Source organism: Curtobacterium sp. MCPF17_050 (assembly GCF_003224435.2).
Lineage (GTDB): Bacteria > Actinomycetota > Actinomycetes > Actinomycetales > Microbacteriaceae > Curtobacterium.
In genome coordinates, this window is the sequence record NZ_CP126250.1 from 1062736 (window position 1) to 1078906 (window position 16171).

The following is a 16171-nucleotide window of genomic DNA, read 5'->3' on the forward strand; positions in this document are numbered from 1 at the left end:
TGCAGTCAGTGGTGGCCGGGCTTCCACGGGCCTCGATCACGAACCTCGACGGCGAGTCAGCGGTCGTCACGCAACGAGCCGGCATCCTTGTTCCTCGCGCCGGGGTCCTCACGCTGAGCTCGGAACAGGCTCGGGCGTCCCGTTGACCGATGGGCTACCGGAGGAAGCCGGTCAGGAGGGCCAGCTCACCGATCGCCCTTCGGCTTGCGGAGTGCGAAGCGCCACAACCCGACTCCGGCACTGAGCCACAGGATGCCCAGGGCCGTGCTGAGCAAGACCAGCACTGTATCGACGTCGGGGCGAGTCAGACGCACGACCGACGTCGCGACGAAGACGACTCCGAAGACAAGCCCGATGGACCCCAGCACCTTTGCGCTCACGACGTCCACGTGGCGAACCTATCGCTCGCGGTCAGAGGAACGGGAGCACAACGAGCATTCCGCCGACGAGGAGCGCGACACCACCAGCCACGATCACCCCCGCTGCGAGGACCGAGACCGTGCCGGTCAGGATCGCCAGCAGGCCGCTCAAGCCCGCGACCTGCCCGACCGCTGTGCTGGTCCGAACGCTCCGAGATCCACGGGCGAAGAGCTCCTCCATGTCCCTGGGGCCGTCGTCGGTGTGCACTCGCCGAGCATCGCACACGTGCTCGAGCGGCGTTGCAGGACCGGCTCAGCCACACATCGATGGCAGTCGGACGACGTGCTCGGCGGATGACCCCTGCGGGCGTCAGAGCGTCGTCAGCACCGTCGGGAACTTCACGAGGATCACCACGACGATGAACAGGTAGTTCGCCAGCGGGAACGCCCAGCAGAAGGGCAGCAGCGCGCGTCCGACGCGACGGGCCCCGTCACCGAAGGGCAGGTTCCCCTTCGCGAGGTTCCAGATCGTCAACACCCAGAACATCGGGATCGTCATCGCCCAGACGAGCATGCACCAGGGGCAGAGGTAGCCGATGAACCAGACGGTCTGCGTGAACAGCCAGGTGACGAAGACCCAGGCCAGGAACACGCCCGCGTTGAAGACCGTCCAGAACCACCTCGTCCCGCGGAAGCCCGCGAGGAGCACCACGCCGACGGCGATCGGGGCGACGAAGCCCATGAGCCCGAGCAGCGGGTTCGGGAACCCGAAGAGGTGTCCCTGTGCGCTGGCCATCACGTTCGAACAGTTCACGAACGGGCTGACGTCGCAGGACAGGACGGCCTTCGGGTTCTCGTACTTCTCGAACTCGTCGAGGACCAGTCGGAACGCCGCGTACAGCCCGACCACGCCGGTGACGAGCAGCAGGATCGCGACGGCGACGGGGCGGCGGGGAGCGACAGGCGTGGAACTCACGGCGTCATCTTCGCACGGGGCTCCCGGCGTTCTCCGTGACCGCGTGCGATGATGGGGGAGTCACCCGGCCGATCCGGGCGACGACGAGAACTTGCCGGGCCACCGCCCGGACGTGATGGTGCTGTGAGAGAGCACCGTGACCGGACGACGCGTCACCTCCGACGCCGAGCCGCCGTGAGCCGGGTGCCCACGACGACGGACGCGGAGAAGACGGACCGGTCACGCAACAGCAGCGAGCGCGGGGGCGGAGTCGCCGCCCGCACCGAAACGAGAGAATTCCCGCCACCCACCGGGTGCGTGCGGGGTCGAGGAGTGCACCAGTCCATGGTGGATCAGAACGAGAACCAGAACCAGAACACCGACGACGCGCCGAAGCGCCGGACCCGCCTCTTCGGCGGCCGTCGCGCCCGGTCGGGCGGCCTGGAGGCCCACGAGCCGTCCGACGTCGCAGCGGACGCTGTCGACACGGACGGTCCCGACGCCGCGGCTGACGACGTCGCGGAGACGGCCGACATCGCCGAGGCGGTCGACGTCGCCGAGACGGTCGACGTCGTCGACGGCGCGGACGTCATCGACACCGCCGACGTGACGGACACGGCCGAGGCGGACGTCGAGCAGACGTCCGAGGCCGACGAGCTCGTGCTCGACACTGCCACCGGTCCCGTGCCCGTCGCGGTCGACACGTCCTCGGGTGCGGGCACCGCGCCCGACGACGTCAGCACCCTCACCGGGGACGCCACCGTCGCGGACACAGCCGGCACCGCCGCGCAGGACGAGACGGCTGCGCAGGACGAGACCGCCGGCCAGGACGACACGGTGGCTGGTCGGGACGGGACCGGTTCCGCACCGACCGCCGGCGCGGTGGACGCGGGCGACGAGGCGGACGCGGAGCGGGCCTCCCGTCCGGACCGGACCGGCGAGACGGCCGAGCCGACGCCCGCCGAGCCGTTCGTCCCGAAGGCCACGAGCACGCTCAGCCTGATCTTCCACGCCCCGGTGTTGCCCGACCTGCCGGCCCGCCCCGAGCGCGACCGCTCGGGCCGCGACCGGTACGAGCGCAGTGAGCGTCCGGAGCGCGGCGGCCGCGGTGACCGCCACGACCGCGCGGACCGTTTCTACCGCGACGACCGGGACGACCGCCCCGAGCGGACGGAACGCCCGGACCGGAGCGACCGCTGGGACGACGAGGACCGTGACGAGCAGGGTGGCGGCCGTCGTCGCACCCGCCGACGGGGGAGCAGCAGCGACCGCGAGCAGGCCGAACCCCGCCGCCGCGAGCCGGAGCTCATCACCGAGCCGCAGCGCATCAAGGGCTCGACCCGCCTCGAGGCGAAGAAGCAGCGTCGTCGCGACGGCCGTGACGCCGGGCGCCGTCGCCAGGTCGTGACCGAGGACGAGTTCCTCGCCCGTCGCGAGAGCGTCGACCGGCAGATGATCGTCCGGTCGAGCTCCTCCACGATCGAGATCGGCGTGCTCGAGGACAACGTCCTCGCGGAGCACTACGTCACGAAGTCGCAGAACGTCTCGCTCATCGGGAACGTCTACCTCGGCAAGGTGCAGAACGTCCTGCCGTCGATGGAGGCCGCCTTCGTCGACATCGGCCGCGGCCGCAACGCCGTGCTCTACGCCGGCGAGGTCGACTGGAACTCGGTCGACACCAGCCACGGTCGTCGCATCGAGGCCGCCCTCAAGCCGGGCGACAAGGTCCTCGTGCAGGTGACGAAGGACCCGGTCGGCCACAAGGGCGCCCGCCTCACCAGCCAGGTGTCGCTGCCGGGCCGCTACCTGGTCTACGTGCCGAACGGCTCGATGAACGGGATCTCCCGCAAGCTGCCGGACACCGAGCGTGCCCGTCTCAAGAAGATCCTCAAGGAGGTCCTGCCCGAGCACGCCGGCGTCATCGTGCGCACCGCCGCCGAGGGTGCGACCGAAGACCAGCTGACCCGCGACGTGCAGCGCCTCACCAGCCAGTGGGAGGCCATCGAGAAGAAGGTGCAGAACGGGCAGGCCCCGGTCATGCTGCACTCCGAGCCCGACCTGCTCGTCAAGATCGTGCGCGACGTCTTCAACGAGGACTTCACGAAGCTCATCATCGACGGCGAGTCCGCCCGCCAGACGATCGACGAGTACCTCACCGCCGTGGCGCCGGACCTCAAGGACCGCGTCGAGCTCTACGACGGGCCGGACTCGTTCGAGGAGTACCGGCTCAACGAGCAGATCGAGAAGGCGCTCGACCGCAAGGTCTGGCTGCCCTCCGGTGGGTCGCTCGTGATCGACCGCACCGAGGCCATGACGGTCGTGGACGTCAACACGGGCAAGTTCGTCGGCTCCGGGGGCAACCTCGAGGAGACGGTCACGAAGAACAACCTCGAGGCCGCCGAGGAGATCGTCCGTCAGCTCCGCCTGCGCGACATCGGCGGGATCATCGTCGTGGACTTCATCGACATGGTGCTCGAGGAGAACCGCGACCTGGTCCTCCGGCGCCTCGTCGAGTGCCTGAGCCGCGACCGGACGAAGCACCAGGTGGCGGAGGTCACCTCGCTCGGCCTCGTGCAGATGACCCGCAAGAAGATCGGCGTGGGCCTGCGCGAGTCGCTCGACGAGGTGAACGCGAAGGTCAACGACAACAACGCCGACCCCGGTCCGACCAAGGGGCGCCGCAAGGCGCGCAGCGGCAGCGGCAACGGCAACGGGTCGAACGGCGGCAACGCCACGACCGAGCAGAAGTCGTCGGCACACCAGATCACCGACGACGTGAAGCACGCGCTGTCCCGGATCGCTGCGTCCACCATCACGCACGACGAGTCCGGTGCGCCGCTGACCGGCATCGCCGCGACGGTGTCGCCGGCGTCGCCGGTGTCGGTCGCGTCGCCGACCTCGCCGGTCGCCCCCGCGGCGGAGACGCCGGCCGAGTCGACGGGCGGGTCGAAGCGGCGCCGTCGTCGCGGGAGCCGAGCCGGGGACCTGCAGCAGGCACCGGCGCAGCAGGCTCCGGTCGCCGAGCAGGCGTCGACGCTGGAGACGCCCGCGCCCGAGGCCGTCCTGCCCGGCACGACGGCCGGCGCCGACACGACCGACACGCAGCCGGAGGTCCCGGCCCCCGCAGAGCAGCCCGTCGCGCCGGCACCGGTCGCACAGCAGCCCGCCGTGTCCGAGCTGGCTCCCCAGGCCGCACCGAAGGAACGCCCCGCGGGTCGTCGTCGGGTCAGCTCGTCGGCCGCGATCACGCCGGCCGACACCACGGTCGCCATCCTCGACATCCCGGTCGGGGTCGCCAAGCGCGAGCCGCGACGGGTGAGCGAGGAGGCCGCGGAGTCGCTGCTCGACTCGGTGCTGCAGGCGCTCCCGGAGCCGAAGCAGCCCGGTCAGGGTCGATCTCGCTCGCGTCGCGTGTCCTCCGGCAGCATCAGCGCACCGGCCAGCCCCGCCGGGACCGACGGCACCGAGGACGACGGCACCGTCATCGTCGGGCGGTGAGGTGACCGACGAGCAGCCGACGGCTGGTCGCGGCCCGGTCCCGGGTCACGACCAGCCCGGTCCGGGCTGGGGTGCGGTCCCCCCGCCGCGGTCGCACGTCGGCCCGCCTCCGGCCGCCCCGGTCCGCGCCGCCGTCGTCGCACCGGGCGCGTCCGCGCTCGCGACGACCGGGGCCGCCCTGACGGTGGTCAGCGTCGTCCTGGTGGAGTTCGTCGCGGGTCTGGTGGGCCTGGTCGGCACGAGCACGATCGTCGGGCCCTTCCGGAGCCACGGCGGGACGAGCCTGGTGGAGGCGTTCGTGCAGAGCGTCTTCGTCACCCGGTTCCCGTTCCACCTGGCGGCGTTCCTCGTGCTCGCCTTCCTCGCGCCCGTCGTGCCGCGGGTGCCGCTGCCCGTGGTCCTGCTCCGCGTCCTGCTCGCCGGTGCGGGCGGGACCCTCGCCCTCGCACTCGTGGGCCTCGTCCACGGGGTGGCCGAGGCCGCCGGGCAGGGGACCGTCGGACAGGCCCTCGGGCGCCTGCTCGTCGACGCCGTCACCACGCCGGTGCAGATCGGGCTGCCGCTCGCGCTGATGTTGCTCGGCTCGTCGACGGTGGCGTGGCTGTGGCTCGGACGCGCACGTCGCCGTCCGTCGGGAGCCCCGCGGGCCTGACGACCCGTCCGGAGGCCCACTGGCCGCGTGTCGGCACCCGCGGTCGTCGGCAGCAGACGGTCGTGTCAGTGGCGCTTGTCGCGCTGCGGCACCCGCAACCCGCTCGCGATGAGCCGCAGCACCAGCTCGCGACCGGTCACGGGGGAGGCCCCGGACGCCACGAGTTCGTCGTACCGGGCCTGCGGCACGTCGTAGTGGTCGTGGTCGAACGCCCGTCGCGGGACGCCCGCACGGTCGGCGAAGGCATGCAGCTCGTCGTAGGATGAGTCACTGACCAGGTGTGACCAGAGCGTGTCGTGCGCGGGCCAGGCCGGGGGATCGATCAGCACGGTCATCCCGCCATGGTACGTGTGTCGGCGTTTGACCCACCTGGTCGGATCGAGTATTCTCGATCCCTGGTGTCAGCGGGCCGTTCTGCCTGCGTCGCCGATCGACTCGGGGCGACCTGGGACCCGGGTGAACCGGGATCCGGGGCAAGCCGGGTGGATCGCGCAGAAGTGGGCACCCGAGACTTCCCTCAAGCAGAGTTACGTAAGGAATCCACGTGGTTTACGCAGTAGTGCGCGCCGGCGGCCGTCAGGAGAAGGTCGAGGTCGGCTCGATCATCACCATCGACCGCATCAAGGCCGACGACAATGGCAACATCGACCTCGCGCCGGTGCTCCTCGTGGACGGGGACAAGATCACCTCCGCCGCGGCCGAGCTCGCGAACGTGACGGTCACCGCCGAGGTCCTCGCCGATCTCCGCGGCCCGAAGGTCATCATCCAGAAGTTCAAGAACAAGACCGGTTACAAGAAGCGCCAGGGCTTCCGCGCGGATCTCACGCGCGTCAAGGTCACCAAGATCGCGTAAGGCGGAGGTAGAGACATGGCACACAAGAAGGGTGCGAGTTCCACTCGCAACGGTCGCGACTCGAACGCACAGCGCCTCGGCGTGAAGCGCTTCGGTGGCGAGGTCGTCAACGCCGGTGAGATCATCATCCGCCAGCGCGGCACGCACTTCCACCCCGGCGCGAACGTCGGCCGCGGTGGCGACGACACGCTGTTCGCCCTCTCGGCCGGTTCGGTCGAGTTCGGCACCAAGGGTGGCCGCAAGGTCATCAACATCGTCAACGCGTAGTCACCGACGATCAGTTCAGCGGGAGGGGCAGGCCGTGTGCCTGCCCCTCCCGCTGTTTTCCCGTACGACAACCAGGAGTGAACCCATGGCGACGTTCGTCGACCGCGCGACCCTGCACCTGACGGCAGGCAACGGTGGCAACGGCTGTGTGTCCGTCCGTCGTGAGAAGTTCAAGCCCCTCGCGGGCCCCGACGGCGGCAACGGCGGTGACGGCGGCGACATCGTGCTCGTCTCCGACCCGCAGGTCACGACCCTCCTGGGCTACCACCGCTCGCCCCACCGCTCCAGCCGCAACGGCCAGCCGGGCATGGGCGACCACCGGAGCGGTGTCAGTGGCGAGACGCTCGAGCTCCCCGTCCCCGTCGGCACTGTCGTGTACGACGAGGACGGCGAGGTGCTCGCGGACCTCACCGAACCGGGCATCCGCGTCGTCGTGGCCCCCGGGGGCCAGGGCGGGCTCGGCAACGCCGCTCTGGCGACCACGAAGCGCAAGGCCCCCGGGTTCGCGCTGCTCGGCACCGACGGCTGGAGCGGGGACGTCAGCCTCGAGCTGAAGACCATCGCCGACGTGGCCCTGGTCGGGTTCCCGAGTGCGGGGAAGTCCTCGCTCATCGCCGCGGTCTCGGCAGCGAAGCCGAAGATCGCCGACTACCCGTTCACCACCCTCACGCCGAACCTCGGCGTCGTCGAGTCCGGCACGACCCGGTTCACCGTCGCGGACGTCCCCGGCCTGATCGAGGGCGCGTCGGAGGGCAAGGGCCTCGGGCTCGAGTTCCTCCGCCACGTGGAGCGCTGCGAGGCACTCCTGCACGTGATCGACTGTGCGACGCTCGACGCCGGCCGCGACCCGGTGAGCGACCTCGACGTCATCCTCCGCGAGCTCGAGCAGTACCCGGTCCCCGAGGGACAGGTCCCGCTCCTCGAGCGCCCGCAGCTCATCGCGCTGAACAAGATCGACGTGCCGGACGCCGCGGAGCTCGCGGCCTTCGTGACCGCGGAGTTCGAGTCGCGCGGCTACCGGGTCTTCCCGATCTCGACCGCGTCGCACAAGGGCCTGCGCGAACTCACCTTCGCCCTGGCCGACATCGTCGAGCAAGCGCGGGCCGAGCGTGCCGCCGAGCCCGAGGTCGAGCGCATCGTCATCCGCCCGAAGGCCGTCGACGAGAAGCCCTTCACAGTCCGGGCCGAGGGCGGCGAGGAGCACCGCTTCTACCGCGTCCGCGGCGCGAAGCCGGAGCGCTGGGTCCAGCAGACCGACTTCACCAACGAGGAGGCGATCGGCTACCTCGCCGACCGGCTCGCGAAGCTCGGTGTCGAGGACGGCCTCTTCAAGGCCGGAGCCGTCGCCGGGTCCACCGTCGTGATCGGTGGCGACGGCGGGATGGTCTTCGACTGGGAGCCCACCCTCACCTCCACCGCCGAGCTCATCACGAGTGCACGCGGCACCGACGCCCGACTCGACCTCAACGCGCGCCCCACACGCAACGAGCGTCGTGCCGACTACTTCGAGCGGATGGACGCGAAGGCGGCCGCCCGCGCGGAGCTCGAGCAGGAGCGCCGCGCCGGGCTGTGGCAGGACGACGCCACCGACGCGGGCGTGCCCGACACCGCCTCGTCCGTCGAGCAGGCAGCAGCCGAGCGGGACTGACCCGGGAGCGACGATGACCGACACGACCGAGCGCACCGCCGGACCCGTCACCGAGCGGGCCGACATCCCGCGCGCGCGACGGATCGTCGTGAAGGTCGGGTCCTCCTCGGTCAGCGGGGACAACGCCGGGCAGATCGGCCCCCTGGTCGACGCGTTGGTCGGTGCGTACCGGCGTGGGACCGAGGTCGTGCTCGTGTCCTCGGGTGCGATCGCGACGGGCTTCCCCTTCCTCGGCCTGGACGGCCGGCCGGACGACCTCGCGACCCAGCAGGCGGCCGCCGCGACCGGGCAGGCCGTCCTCGTGTTCCGGTACCAGAAGGAACTCGACCGCCACGGCGTCACCGCGGCCCAGGTGCTGCTCACCGCCGGCGACCTGCAGAACCCGACGCACCGCGTGAACGCCCGCCGTGCGATGAACCGGCTGCTCGAACTCCGGGTGCTCCCGATCGTCAACGAGAACGACACGGTCGCCACCCACGAGATCCGGTTCGGTGACAACGACCGGCTCGCGGCACTGGTCGCCCGGCAGCTCGAGGCCGACGCCCTCGTGCTCCTGTCCGACGTCGAGGCCCTGTACACGAAGCCGCCGGAGCAGCCCGGCGCCACCCGCATCGACGAGGTCCCGTTCGGCGACGAGCTCGCCGGCGTCACCTTCGGCTCGATCGGCGCGGCCGGGGTCGGCACCGGGGGAGCCGGCACGAAGGTCGCGGCCGCGCGACTCGCCGCCGAGGCCGGCACCGCGGTCCTCGTCACGGCCACCGCGCTCGTCGAGCGAGCCCTCGGCGGCGAGCACGTCGGTACCTGGTTCCGGGCCGCACCACGCGCCTGAGCGCGGGTCGTCGACGGCCTGGAGGCGCGCCTCCCGTCCGTGTCCACAGGTCGCGTCACGCGGGTGGTCGCCGGTCTACGATCGGTCCATGTCCCGCACCGCCCCCGCTCCGACCCTGGCCGACGTCCTGACCGCCGCGCGCTCCGCATCGACGGCGCTCGCGACCGCGACGACCGCCGTCAAGGACGCCGCTCTCCGGGCGATCGCGCTCGAGCTGCGTGCGGGCACGGCCGAGATCGTGACGGCGAACCACGAGGACCTCGTCGCGGGGGAGGACGCCGGCCTGTCGTCGGGTCTGCTCGATCGACTGCGGCTCGACGTGGCCCGGGTCGATGCTCTCGCGTACGCCGTCGAGCACGTCGTCGGCCTGACCGACCCGGTCGGCCAGCACGTCCGGGGATCGGTCCTGCCGAACGGCCTGCAACTCACGCAGGTCCGCGTGCCGTTCGGGGTCGTCGGCGCGATCTACGAAGCACGACCGAACGTGACCGTCGACATCGCCTCCCTGGCCCTGAAGTCCGGCAACGCGGTCGTCCTGCGCGGCGGGTCGGCGGCGCAGCGGACGAACGCGGTCCTGGTCGCACGGATCCAGGACGCCGTCGCCTCGGTCGGACTCCCGCGGGAACTGGTCCAGACCATCGACGAGTTCGGCCGGCAGGGCGCGACCGAGCTCATGCGTGCCCGTGGGCTCGTCGACGTGCTCATCCCGCGGGGGAGCGCCTCCCTGATCCAGACCGTCGTGACCGAGTCCCAGGTGCCGGTGATCGAGACCGGGGCCGGGGTCGTGCACGTGTTCCTCGACGAGTCCGCGCCGCTCGACCGGGCCGTGGACATCGTCCTGAACAGCAAGGTGCAGCGGCCGAGCGTGTGCAACGCCCTCGAGACCCTGCTGGTGCACGAGCGGGCCGCGGAACGGCTGTTGCCCGTGCTCGCCGACCGGCTCCGTGGCGCCGGGGTGACCCTCCGTGGCGACGACGCCACGCGGACGATCGTGCCCGGGGTGCTGCGCGCGACCGAGGCCGACTGGGCGACCGAGTCGATGGACCTCGACCTGTCGATCCGGGTCGTGTCGGACGTGGACGCGGCCATGGCGCACATCGCCCGGTGGTCGACGCACCACACCGAGTCGATCGTGACGAACGACGTCGACACGGCGGAGCACTTCCTGGCCGGGGTCGACTCCGCCGTCGTCATGGTGAACGCCTCGACCCGGTTCACCGACGGGGGTGAGTTCGGTTTCGGGGCCGAGGTCGGCATCTCGACGCAGAAGTTGCACGCCAGGGGGCCGATGGGGCTTCCGGAGCTCACGAGTACCAAGTGGCTCGTGCGCGGGCAGGGACACATCCGCGGCTAGGATGGTCCGGAGTCTTCCTCGACCGATCGGAGCACTGCCAGATGTCACTCCTCGCTGAGGCCGCCGAGCACGCGGCCGGCGTCCCCGCGATCGTCTACCCGATCGTCGCCGCCTGCTTCTTCACCTTCCTGGGCTTCGTCACGTGGAGCTTCCGCGACGTCGCCTACCGCCACTCGCACAAGTTCCAGGCCACCCGGCAGCACGAGACCGGCGTGGACGAGTTCGGCCACTCGAAGATCTGACCAGCCCCCCGATGCTCGAGAGCACGGGTCGGCCGCGCATCGGGGTGATGGGCGGGACGTTCGACCCGATCCACCACGGTCACCTCGTGGCGGCGTCCGAGGTCGCGAAGCACTTCGACCTCGACGAGGTCGTGTTCGTCCCGACCGGTCAGCCGTACATGAAGGCGGACGTCACCGACGCCGAACACCGGTACCTGATGACGGTCATCGCGACGGCGTCGAACCCGATGTTCACGGTCAGCCGGGTGGACATCGACCGCCCGGGTCCGACCTACACGGTGGACACCCTCCGCGACCTCCGCGAGCAGCGCCCCGACGCGCAGCTCGTGTTCATCTCCGGAGCGGACGCGGTCCAGCAGATCCTGGACTGGAAGGACCACGACGGCCTCTGGGACCTGGCCCACTTCGTCGCCGTGACCCGACCGGGACACGCGTTGAGCATCACCGGACTCCCAGAACGGGACGTTAGTGTCCTCGAGGTCCCCGCGCTGGCGATATCCTCGACCGACTGCCGCGATCGGGTGAGAGGCGGGTCCCCCGTCTGGTACCTCGTACCGGACGGCGTCGTCCAGTACATCTCGAAGCACCATCTGTATCGGAGCGTTGCATGAGTCCGTCCGACGCGCAGCCGCCCCTGTCGCGGCGTCAGATGCGCGAGCGTGAGCGCGCCGCGTCCGGCGGTGCCCAGCCCGTGACCCCACCGCCGACCGTCGCCGCGACCAGCGCGCCGGAGGCCCGGCGTCGTCCCGGTTCGCACGTCGCGCCCGGCTCCGCGGCGCCCGCCCAGTCGGCCGTCCCGCGGTCCGCCAGCGCACCCTCGGGTGTCCCGGACCAGCCGCCGGCGTCCGCGACGGAGATCGTGCCCGGCACCGGCGGGATGTCCCGCCGACAGCTGCGGCTCCTCCGCGAGGCACAGGAGCAGGGCGGCCGTCCGGTCCCGCTGCAGAACCCCACCCCGCACTCCTCGGACCGCACGGTGCAGGACGTGCTCGGCACCCTGTCCGGTCCGGCCGCCGTCCCGGCCCCGGACGCACAGGTGCCGTCCCTTCCGACGCCCGCCGAGACGGCCGCGTCGGGCGTCGACCCCGAGCGGGCGCCGCTGGTGCCCTTCGGGTTCGCCGGCCCCGCCGACACCGCCGACACCGCAGACCGGTCGGACGACGACGCCGGTCAGGACACCCGCGCTGAGGACGACGGCGGCGAGACCTCGCACTGGCAGGAGCCGAACCCCGAGGTGTCCCACCTCGACCCGGCAGCCGTCGAGCAGGCCACGGCCGCCGACGGATCGCCCGACGCGATCGAGCCCCTCGAGGCGGCGGCCGCGCACGCGGAGGAGCCGCGCCTGCACCGCACCACCTGGGCACCGCACGACGCGGACCCGGACGACCTCGCGGTCACCGACGAGCCGGGTACGACGGCGGGGACCGGTGTCGACGACGTCGTCCCGGCCCCGACCTCCGCCCCGGCTGCAGCGGCTCCCGGCGTGTTCCCGCTCGACCTGGACGACGACGACACGAACGAGGTCCCGCTGCCCGTCGTGCCCGCCGACGCCCAGGTGTCCGGACCGACCTCCGCCGTCCGTTCCGGCTCGGCGTCGGCGCCGGGCTCCGCATCCCGTCCGGCGTCGTCCGATGCCGGCCGCGAGCCGAAGCCGGTCACCGCGGCCTTCGAGGCGCCGAGCGGCCACTGGTCCACCTTCGCGCACGACTCGAACGACGCCGAGGTCCACGACGAGGAGACCGGCACCCGTCGCGTCACCGAGGCGCGGTCGAACGCCATCATCCTGCCGAACTCGGCCCTGGCGGACCCGACCGGTGCGCTGAACGCCACCGGCGAGGTCATCCTCACCGGGTCGATCGACCTGCCGTCCTCGCTGTCCTCGACCGGGTCGCACCGGCCGATCGACGGCGCCGAGGTCGACCGGCTGCTCGACCAGCAGGACGAGCAGCCCGACACCGACGCCAGCCCGGTGCGCGCGAGCCGTGCGGTGTCGAGCCACACCTCGACGCGGCAGGTCGTCCTGGCCGCGGCGAAGCCCAAGGACTCGAAGGCGCCCGTGGTCCTGGCGGTCGCGGCCAGCGCGGTCGGGGTCGTCGCGGCGGGCGTGATCGTCGTCGCCCTGGTGGCCACCAACTTCTTCGGCTCGTAGCCGATCACCGGGTCGTCGGTCCGGGCTCACCGTCCTCGTCGGCATGGCCGTCGTCGGCGGTCTGACCTATGATCGACACCCATCATGAACATCGCGACGCCTCCGTCGGGATGACCACCGGAAGGAATCCGTGACCGCCTCCGCTCGCGCACTCGAACTCGTGCAGATCGCCGCCCAAGCGGCCGACTCCAAGCAGGCCGAGGACCTCGTCGCCCTCGACGTCACCCGACCGCTCCAGCTCACCGACGTCTTCCTGCTCACCACCGGCCGCAACGAGCGCAACGTGCTCGCCATCGCCGACGAGATCGAGGACCGCATGCTCGAGGCAGGTTCGAAGCCGCTGCGTCGTGAAGGCCGCAGTGAAGGCCGATGGGCGCTGATCGACTTCGGGGACATCGTCGTGCACGTCTTCCACGAGGAAGAGCGCCAGTACTACTCCCTCGAGCGACTCTGGTCGGACTGCCCGGTCATCCCGCTCGACCTCCCGGTCGACCAGACGCAGGCGGCCGAACAGTCCGCGTAGCGGCGACGCGCCCGGGAGGCGACGGCGATTTCGTTCCCCCGTCTCCGCGTGGTGTACGCTGTACTGGTGCCTCCGGGGAACCGGAGGGACACCGACAGGCCGCTTGCGGCCGACGGGTCTGTGGCGCAGCTGGTAGCGCACCTGCATGGCATGCAGGGGGTCAGGGGTTCGAGTCCCCTCAGATCCACCACCGAAGCCCCGTTGCTCCCCGAGCAACGGGGCTTCTCCCGTTCCTGCCCCGTCGCCCGCCCGGGTCCCCGCGGCCGATACGCTGACCGCATGAGCAGCGCAGCCCCCCGGTCCGGGTCCCAGACGTCGATCGCATCCTCCGGCTACACCGCCGACATCGCGAGCGTCGGCGCGACCCTGCGGGCACTCCGCCACGACGGCCGCGACCTCGTCACCACCTTCGACGCGGACGAGGTACGACCGGTCTTCCGTGGGGCGGTCCTCGCCCCGTGGCCGAACCGAGTGGTGGACGGCCGGTACACCTTCGGCGGGACCGAGCACGAACTCGCCCTGACCGAGCCGAAGCGCTCCCACGCCCTGCACGGACTGGTCGCCTGGACGGAGTTCGCCGTGCTGGAACATGACGTCGACCGTGTGGTGCTCGCCACGACCGTGCAGCCGCAGGAGGGGTACCCGTACCGGGTCGAGGTCCGCGTGGAGTACCGCCTCGACGCCGACGGCCTGCACACCACCGTCACCGGCACGAACACCGGCGACGACCGGGCACCGTGGGGGACCGGCCCGCACCCGTACCTCCTCGCCGGCGCGGGCACGGTCGACGACTGGACGCTGACGCTCCCGGCCGCCGAGGTCCTCGAGGTCACCGAGGACCGGCTCATCCCGACCGACCTGGTCCCGGTGCACGACGAGTTCGACCTCCGGACGCCAACGCACATCGGACCGCGGTTCATCGACCACGCCTTCACCGGCTTCGACCGCGACACCGACGGCATCGCGGCGATCACCGTCACGGCAGCGGACGGACACGGCGTCCGGGTCGCCTTCGGCCCTGAGTGCGGGTGGGCGCAGGTGCACACCGCCGACCACGTGGTCCCCGGGTACCACCGTGCCGGGCTGGCCGTCGAGCCGATGACCTGCGCGCCGAACGCCTTCAACGGGGACGCCTTCGCCGCCGACGTGGACGCCGGCCTCGTCGTGCTCGAGCCGGGCACCGCCCACGCCGCCGCATGGACGATCTCCGCGGTCTGACGGCCGAGGCGGTTCCCACCCCGTCCGTCGAGGGAGGCGCCGGCCCGCGGCTCCAGACCCGCAGGCTCGACGGCCCGGTCGACCTCGCCGTGCTCGCCCGGAGGACCACGACCGACCTGGTCTGGTTCGACTCCGCACTGCCGGAGGGGGCCCCACCGTCGGCGGGGCTCCGTGCCGCGTGGTCGGTGCTCGCCCTCACGGACGGGCCGTTCGCCGCGCGGTTCCGTCACCGGGACCGTGTCGCCCGGCTCGACGTGTCGCCTGCCGCCGGGTCGTGGTTCGGGTCGTCCCGGGTCGAGGACCGAGCCGCGTTCGCCGTCCTCGACGACCTCCTGCAGCGCACACCGACGCTGGACGCACCGGTGGACGGCTGTGCGTTCGCGCTCGGGTGGGTCGGCTTCCTCGGGTACGAGCTCGGGCGTGAGGTCGACGGGCCCGACCGGACCGCGGACGGACACGCGGACGCCGACCTCCGGTTCGTGGACCGTGCGGTCCTCGTGCGGGGGGACGGAGCCGCCTGGGCGCTGACCCTCGTGGACGACGACGAGCCGGACGCGTCCGCGGCGAACCGCGCCTGGTCGGCCGGGCTGTGCGGCGCGGACCCGGACGACCGGGGGCTGGCCGCTCCGGAGCCGCACGACGACCTGGCGGACCGGGCCACGGGCCTCCCGGACGGTGGTCGGGAGCCCGACCGGTCCCTCCTGGAGGCGTGTGGTCGCGTCGACCGCGCGGCCTACGAGCGTGCGGTGGACACGTGCCGTGACGAGATCCGCGAGGGCAACGCGTTCCAGGTGTGCCTGACGACGGCGTTCGCCGTCCCGGACGCACCGGATGTAGCAGACTCACCGGACGCCCTGGACCGCCCCGGGGCCGCCGGCGACCGCCACCTGGCGGAGTACCTGCGGATCCGCCGGAGCGATCCGGTGCCGTTCGGCGCGTACCTGCGGACCGGTGACCTGCGGATCGCCAGCCGGTCCCCGGAGCGGTTCCTGCGCATCGACGCCGACGGCGGTGTGCTGGCCGAGCCGATCAAGGGCACCAGACCGCGTCACGTCGACCCGGTCGAGGACGCCGTGGTGCGCGCCGACCTGACGACCAGCGCTAAGGACCGGGCCGAGAACGTGATGATCGTCGACCTGCTGCGGAACGACCTGCAGCGGACGGCGCGCCCGGGGTCGGTGCGCGTCGAACGGCTCTGCGACGTCGAGACGTACGCGAGCGTCCACCAGATGGTGTCGACGATCGCCGGTGTCCTGGCACCCGGGGCGTCCCGGGCCGCGGTCGTGCGGGCGGCCTTCCCGCCGGGGTCGATGACGGGAGCGCCGAAGCGCAGTGCGACGGCGATCGCGGACCGGCTGGAGGGTGCCCCGCGCGGGGTGTACGCCGGGGCGATCGGGTACTTCTCGGCCAGCGGTGCGGTCGATCTGTCGGTGGCCATCCGGACACTGGTGACGGTCCTCCACCCGGACGGGTCCGTGCGGCGCAGGACGCTCGGGGCGGGCGGCGCGGTGACGTGGTCGTCCTCGCCGGAGGACGAGGCCGACGAGGTCGAGGCGAAGACGGTGTCGGTGCTCCGCGGGGTGGGTGCGGCGGCGCACTGGTAGCCCTCGAACAGGTGTTCGAG

General features: G+C 71.9%; 17 protein-coding genes and 1 tRNA gene. 14 read left to right on the top strand and 4 right to left on the bottom strand.

From position 1 onward, the window contains the following. Positions 1-185: 185 nt before the first annotated feature. From DEJ34_RS05070 to DEJ34_RS05080, 3 genes are all read right to left on the bottom strand, one after another. Complete coding sequence (locus tag DEJ34_RS05070) at positions 186-389, bottom strand: hypothetical protein (protein WP_110900704.1); 204 nt, start codon at positions 387-389, stop codon at positions 186-188. A gap of 22 nt (positions 390-411) precedes the next feature. Continuing rightward, a complete protein-coding gene (locus tag DEJ34_RS05075) occupies positions 412-627 on the bottom strand; it encodes a hypothetical protein (RefSeq protein ID WP_110900705.1) in 216 nt (71 codons plus the stop codon). Between the two features lie 102 nt (positions 628-729). Continuing rightward, entirely contained in the window at positions 730-1335 is a 606-nt protein-coding gene (locus tag DEJ34_RS05080) for a vitamin K epoxide reductase family protein (protein ID WP_110823830.1), read from the bottom strand. A 324-nt stretch (positions 1336-1659) separates the two neighbouring features. Here DEJ34_RS05080 and DEJ34_RS05085 point away from each other — a divergent pair, with 324 nt between their 5' ends. Together DEJ34_RS05085 and DEJ34_RS05090 are read left to right on the top strand one after the other, a co-directional pair. Continuing rightward, complete coding sequence (locus DEJ34_RS05085; protein ID WP_110911628.1) at positions 1660-4812, top strand: Rne/Rng family ribonuclease; 3153 nt, start codon at positions 1660-1662, stop codon at positions 4810-4812. A 1-nt stretch (position 4813) separates the two neighbouring features. Then, positions 4814-5464, top strand: a complete 651-nt coding sequence (locus tag DEJ34_RS05090; RefSeq protein ID WP_110911627.1) for a hypothetical protein — start codon at positions 4814-4816, stop codon at positions 5462-5464. 65 nt (positions 5465-5529) lie between these two features. Here DEJ34_RS05090 and DEJ34_RS05095 read toward each other — a convergent pair whose 3' ends face one another. After that, positions 5530-5799 carry a DUF4031 domain-containing protein gene (locus tag DEJ34_RS05095; protein WP_110890530.1) on the bottom strand — a complete coding sequence of 90 codons (270 nt, stop codon included), beginning with the start codon at positions 5797-5799 and terminating at the stop codon, positions 5530-5532. 209 nt (positions 5800-6008) lie between these two features. Between DEJ34_RS05095 and rplU the strand changes: the two genes are divergently transcribed. From rplU to DEJ34_RS05155, 12 genes are all read left to right on the top strand, one after another. Next, positions 6009-6317 (top strand): 50S ribosomal protein L21, encoded by a 309-nt coding sequence (rplU, locus tag DEJ34_RS05100; protein ID WP_110823834.1) that lies wholly within the window; start codon positions 6009-6011, stop codon positions 6315-6317. A 15-nt stretch (positions 6318-6332) separates the two neighbouring features. Then, positions 6333-6584 carry a 50S ribosomal protein L27 gene (gene rpmA, locus DEJ34_RS05105; protein WP_071257351.1) on the top strand — a complete coding sequence of 84 codons (252 nt, stop codon included), beginning with the start codon at positions 6333-6335 and terminating at the stop codon, positions 6582-6584. 85 nt (positions 6585-6669) lie between these two features. Then, complete coding sequence (obgE, locus tag DEJ34_RS05110; RefSeq protein ID WP_110911626.1) at positions 6670-8232, top strand: GTPase ObgE; 1563 nt, start codon at positions 6670-6672, stop codon at positions 8230-8232. Positions 8233-8245: 13 nt separating this feature from the next. Beyond that, positions 8246-9061, top strand: coding sequence for a glutamate 5-kinase (gene proB / locus DEJ34_RS05115; RefSeq protein WP_110890532.1), 816 nt, complete (start codon positions 8246-8248; stop codon positions 9059-9061). A gap of 88 nt (positions 9062-9149) precedes the next feature. Next, positions 9150-10415, top strand: a complete 1266-nt coding sequence (locus tag DEJ34_RS05120; protein ID WP_110911625.1) for a glutamate-5-semialdehyde dehydrogenase — start codon at positions 9150-9152, stop codon at positions 10413-10415. 41 nt (positions 10416-10456) lie between these two features. Further along, positions 10457-10657, top strand: coding sequence for a hypothetical protein (locus tag DEJ34_RS05125; RefSeq protein ID WP_110823838.1), 201 nt, complete (start codon positions 10457-10459; stop codon positions 10655-10657). Between the two features lie 11 nt (positions 10658-10668). Further along, positions 10669-11268, top strand: coding sequence for a nicotinate-nucleotide adenylyltransferase (gene nadD / locus DEJ34_RS05130; protein ID WP_110823839.1), 600 nt, complete (start codon positions 10669-10671; stop codon positions 11266-11268). Next, positions 11265-12806 carry a hypothetical protein gene (locus DEJ34_RS05135; RefSeq protein ID WP_146236936.1) on the top strand — a complete coding sequence of 514 codons (1542 nt, stop codon included), beginning with the start codon at positions 11265-11267 and terminating at the stop codon, positions 12804-12806. The genes nadD and DEJ34_RS05135 overlap by 4 nt, the downstream gene beginning before the upstream one ends. A gap of 130 nt (positions 12807-12936) precedes the next feature. After that, positions 12937-13329 carry a ribosome silencing factor gene (gene rsfS / locus DEJ34_RS05140; RefSeq protein ID WP_110911623.1) on the top strand — a complete coding sequence of 131 codons (393 nt, stop codon included), beginning with the start codon at positions 12937-12939 and terminating at the stop codon, positions 13327-13329. A gap of 114 nt (positions 13330-13443) precedes the next feature. Further along, positions 13444-13519 (top strand) — tRNA-Ala (locus tag DEJ34_RS05145). An 89-nt stretch (positions 13520-13608) separates the two neighbouring features. Continuing rightward, on the top strand, positions 13609-14547 hold the full coding sequence (locus tag DEJ34_RS05150; protein WP_181419395.1) for an aldose 1-epimerase family protein: 939 nt from the start codon (positions 13609-13611) through the stop codon (positions 14545-14547). Then, the gene (locus tag DEJ34_RS05155; RefSeq protein ID WP_284180708.1) at positions 14526-16151 is read left to right on the top strand and encodes an anthranilate synthase component I family protein; all 1626 of its coding nucleotides are present in this window, start codon (positions 14526-14528) and stop codon (positions 16149-16151) included. Before DEJ34_RS05150 ends, DEJ34_RS05155 begins: the two co-directional genes overlap by 22 nt. Positions 16152-16171: the final 20 nt, after the last annotated feature.

Excerpts from the sequence above, each read along its gene's own strand:
- DEJ34_RS05085 (WP_110911628.1), top strand. The coding sequence starts at position 1,660 with ATGGTGGATCAGAACGAGAACCAGAACCAGAACACCGACGACGCGCCG.
- DEJ34_RS05095 (WP_110890530.1), bottom strand. The coding sequence starts at position 5,799 with ATGACCGTGCTGATCGATCCCCCGGCCTGGCCCGCGCACGACACGCTC.
- rpmA (WP_071257351.1), top strand. The coding sequence starts at position 6,333 with ATGGCACACAAGAAGGGTGCGAGTTCCACTCGCAACGGTCGCGACTCG.
- obgE (WP_110911626.1), top strand. The coding sequence starts at position 6,670 with ATGGCGACGTTCGTCGACCGCGCGACCCTGCACCTGACGGCAGGCAAC.
- proB (WP_110890532.1), top strand. The coding sequence starts at position 8,246 with ATGACCGACACGACCGAGCGCACCGCCGGACCCGTCACCGAGCGGGCC.
- DEJ34_RS05120 (WP_110911625.1), top strand. The coding sequence starts at position 9,150 with ATGTCCCGCACCGCCCCCGCTCCGACCCTGGCCGACGTCCTGACCGCC.
- DEJ34_RS05125 (WP_110823838.1), top strand. The coding sequence starts at position 10,457 with ATGTCACTCCTCGCTGAGGCCGCCGAGCACGCGGCCGGCGTCCCCGCG.
- nadD (WP_110823839.1), top strand. The coding sequence starts at position 10,669 with ATGCTCGAGAGCACGGGTCGGCCGCGCATCGGGGTGATGGGCGGGACG.
- DEJ34_RS05135 (WP_146236936.1), top strand. The coding sequence starts at position 11,265 with ATGAGTCCGTCCGACGCGCAGCCGCCCCTGTCGCGGCGTCAGATGCGC.
- DEJ34_RS05150 (WP_181419395.1), top strand. The coding sequence starts at position 13,609 with ATGAGCAGCGCAGCCCCCCGGTCCGGGTCCCAGACGTCGATCGCATCC.
- DEJ34_RS05155 (WP_284180708.1), top strand. The coding sequence starts at position 14,526 with ATGGACGATCTCCGCGGTCTGACGGCCGAGGCGGTTCCCACCCCGTCC.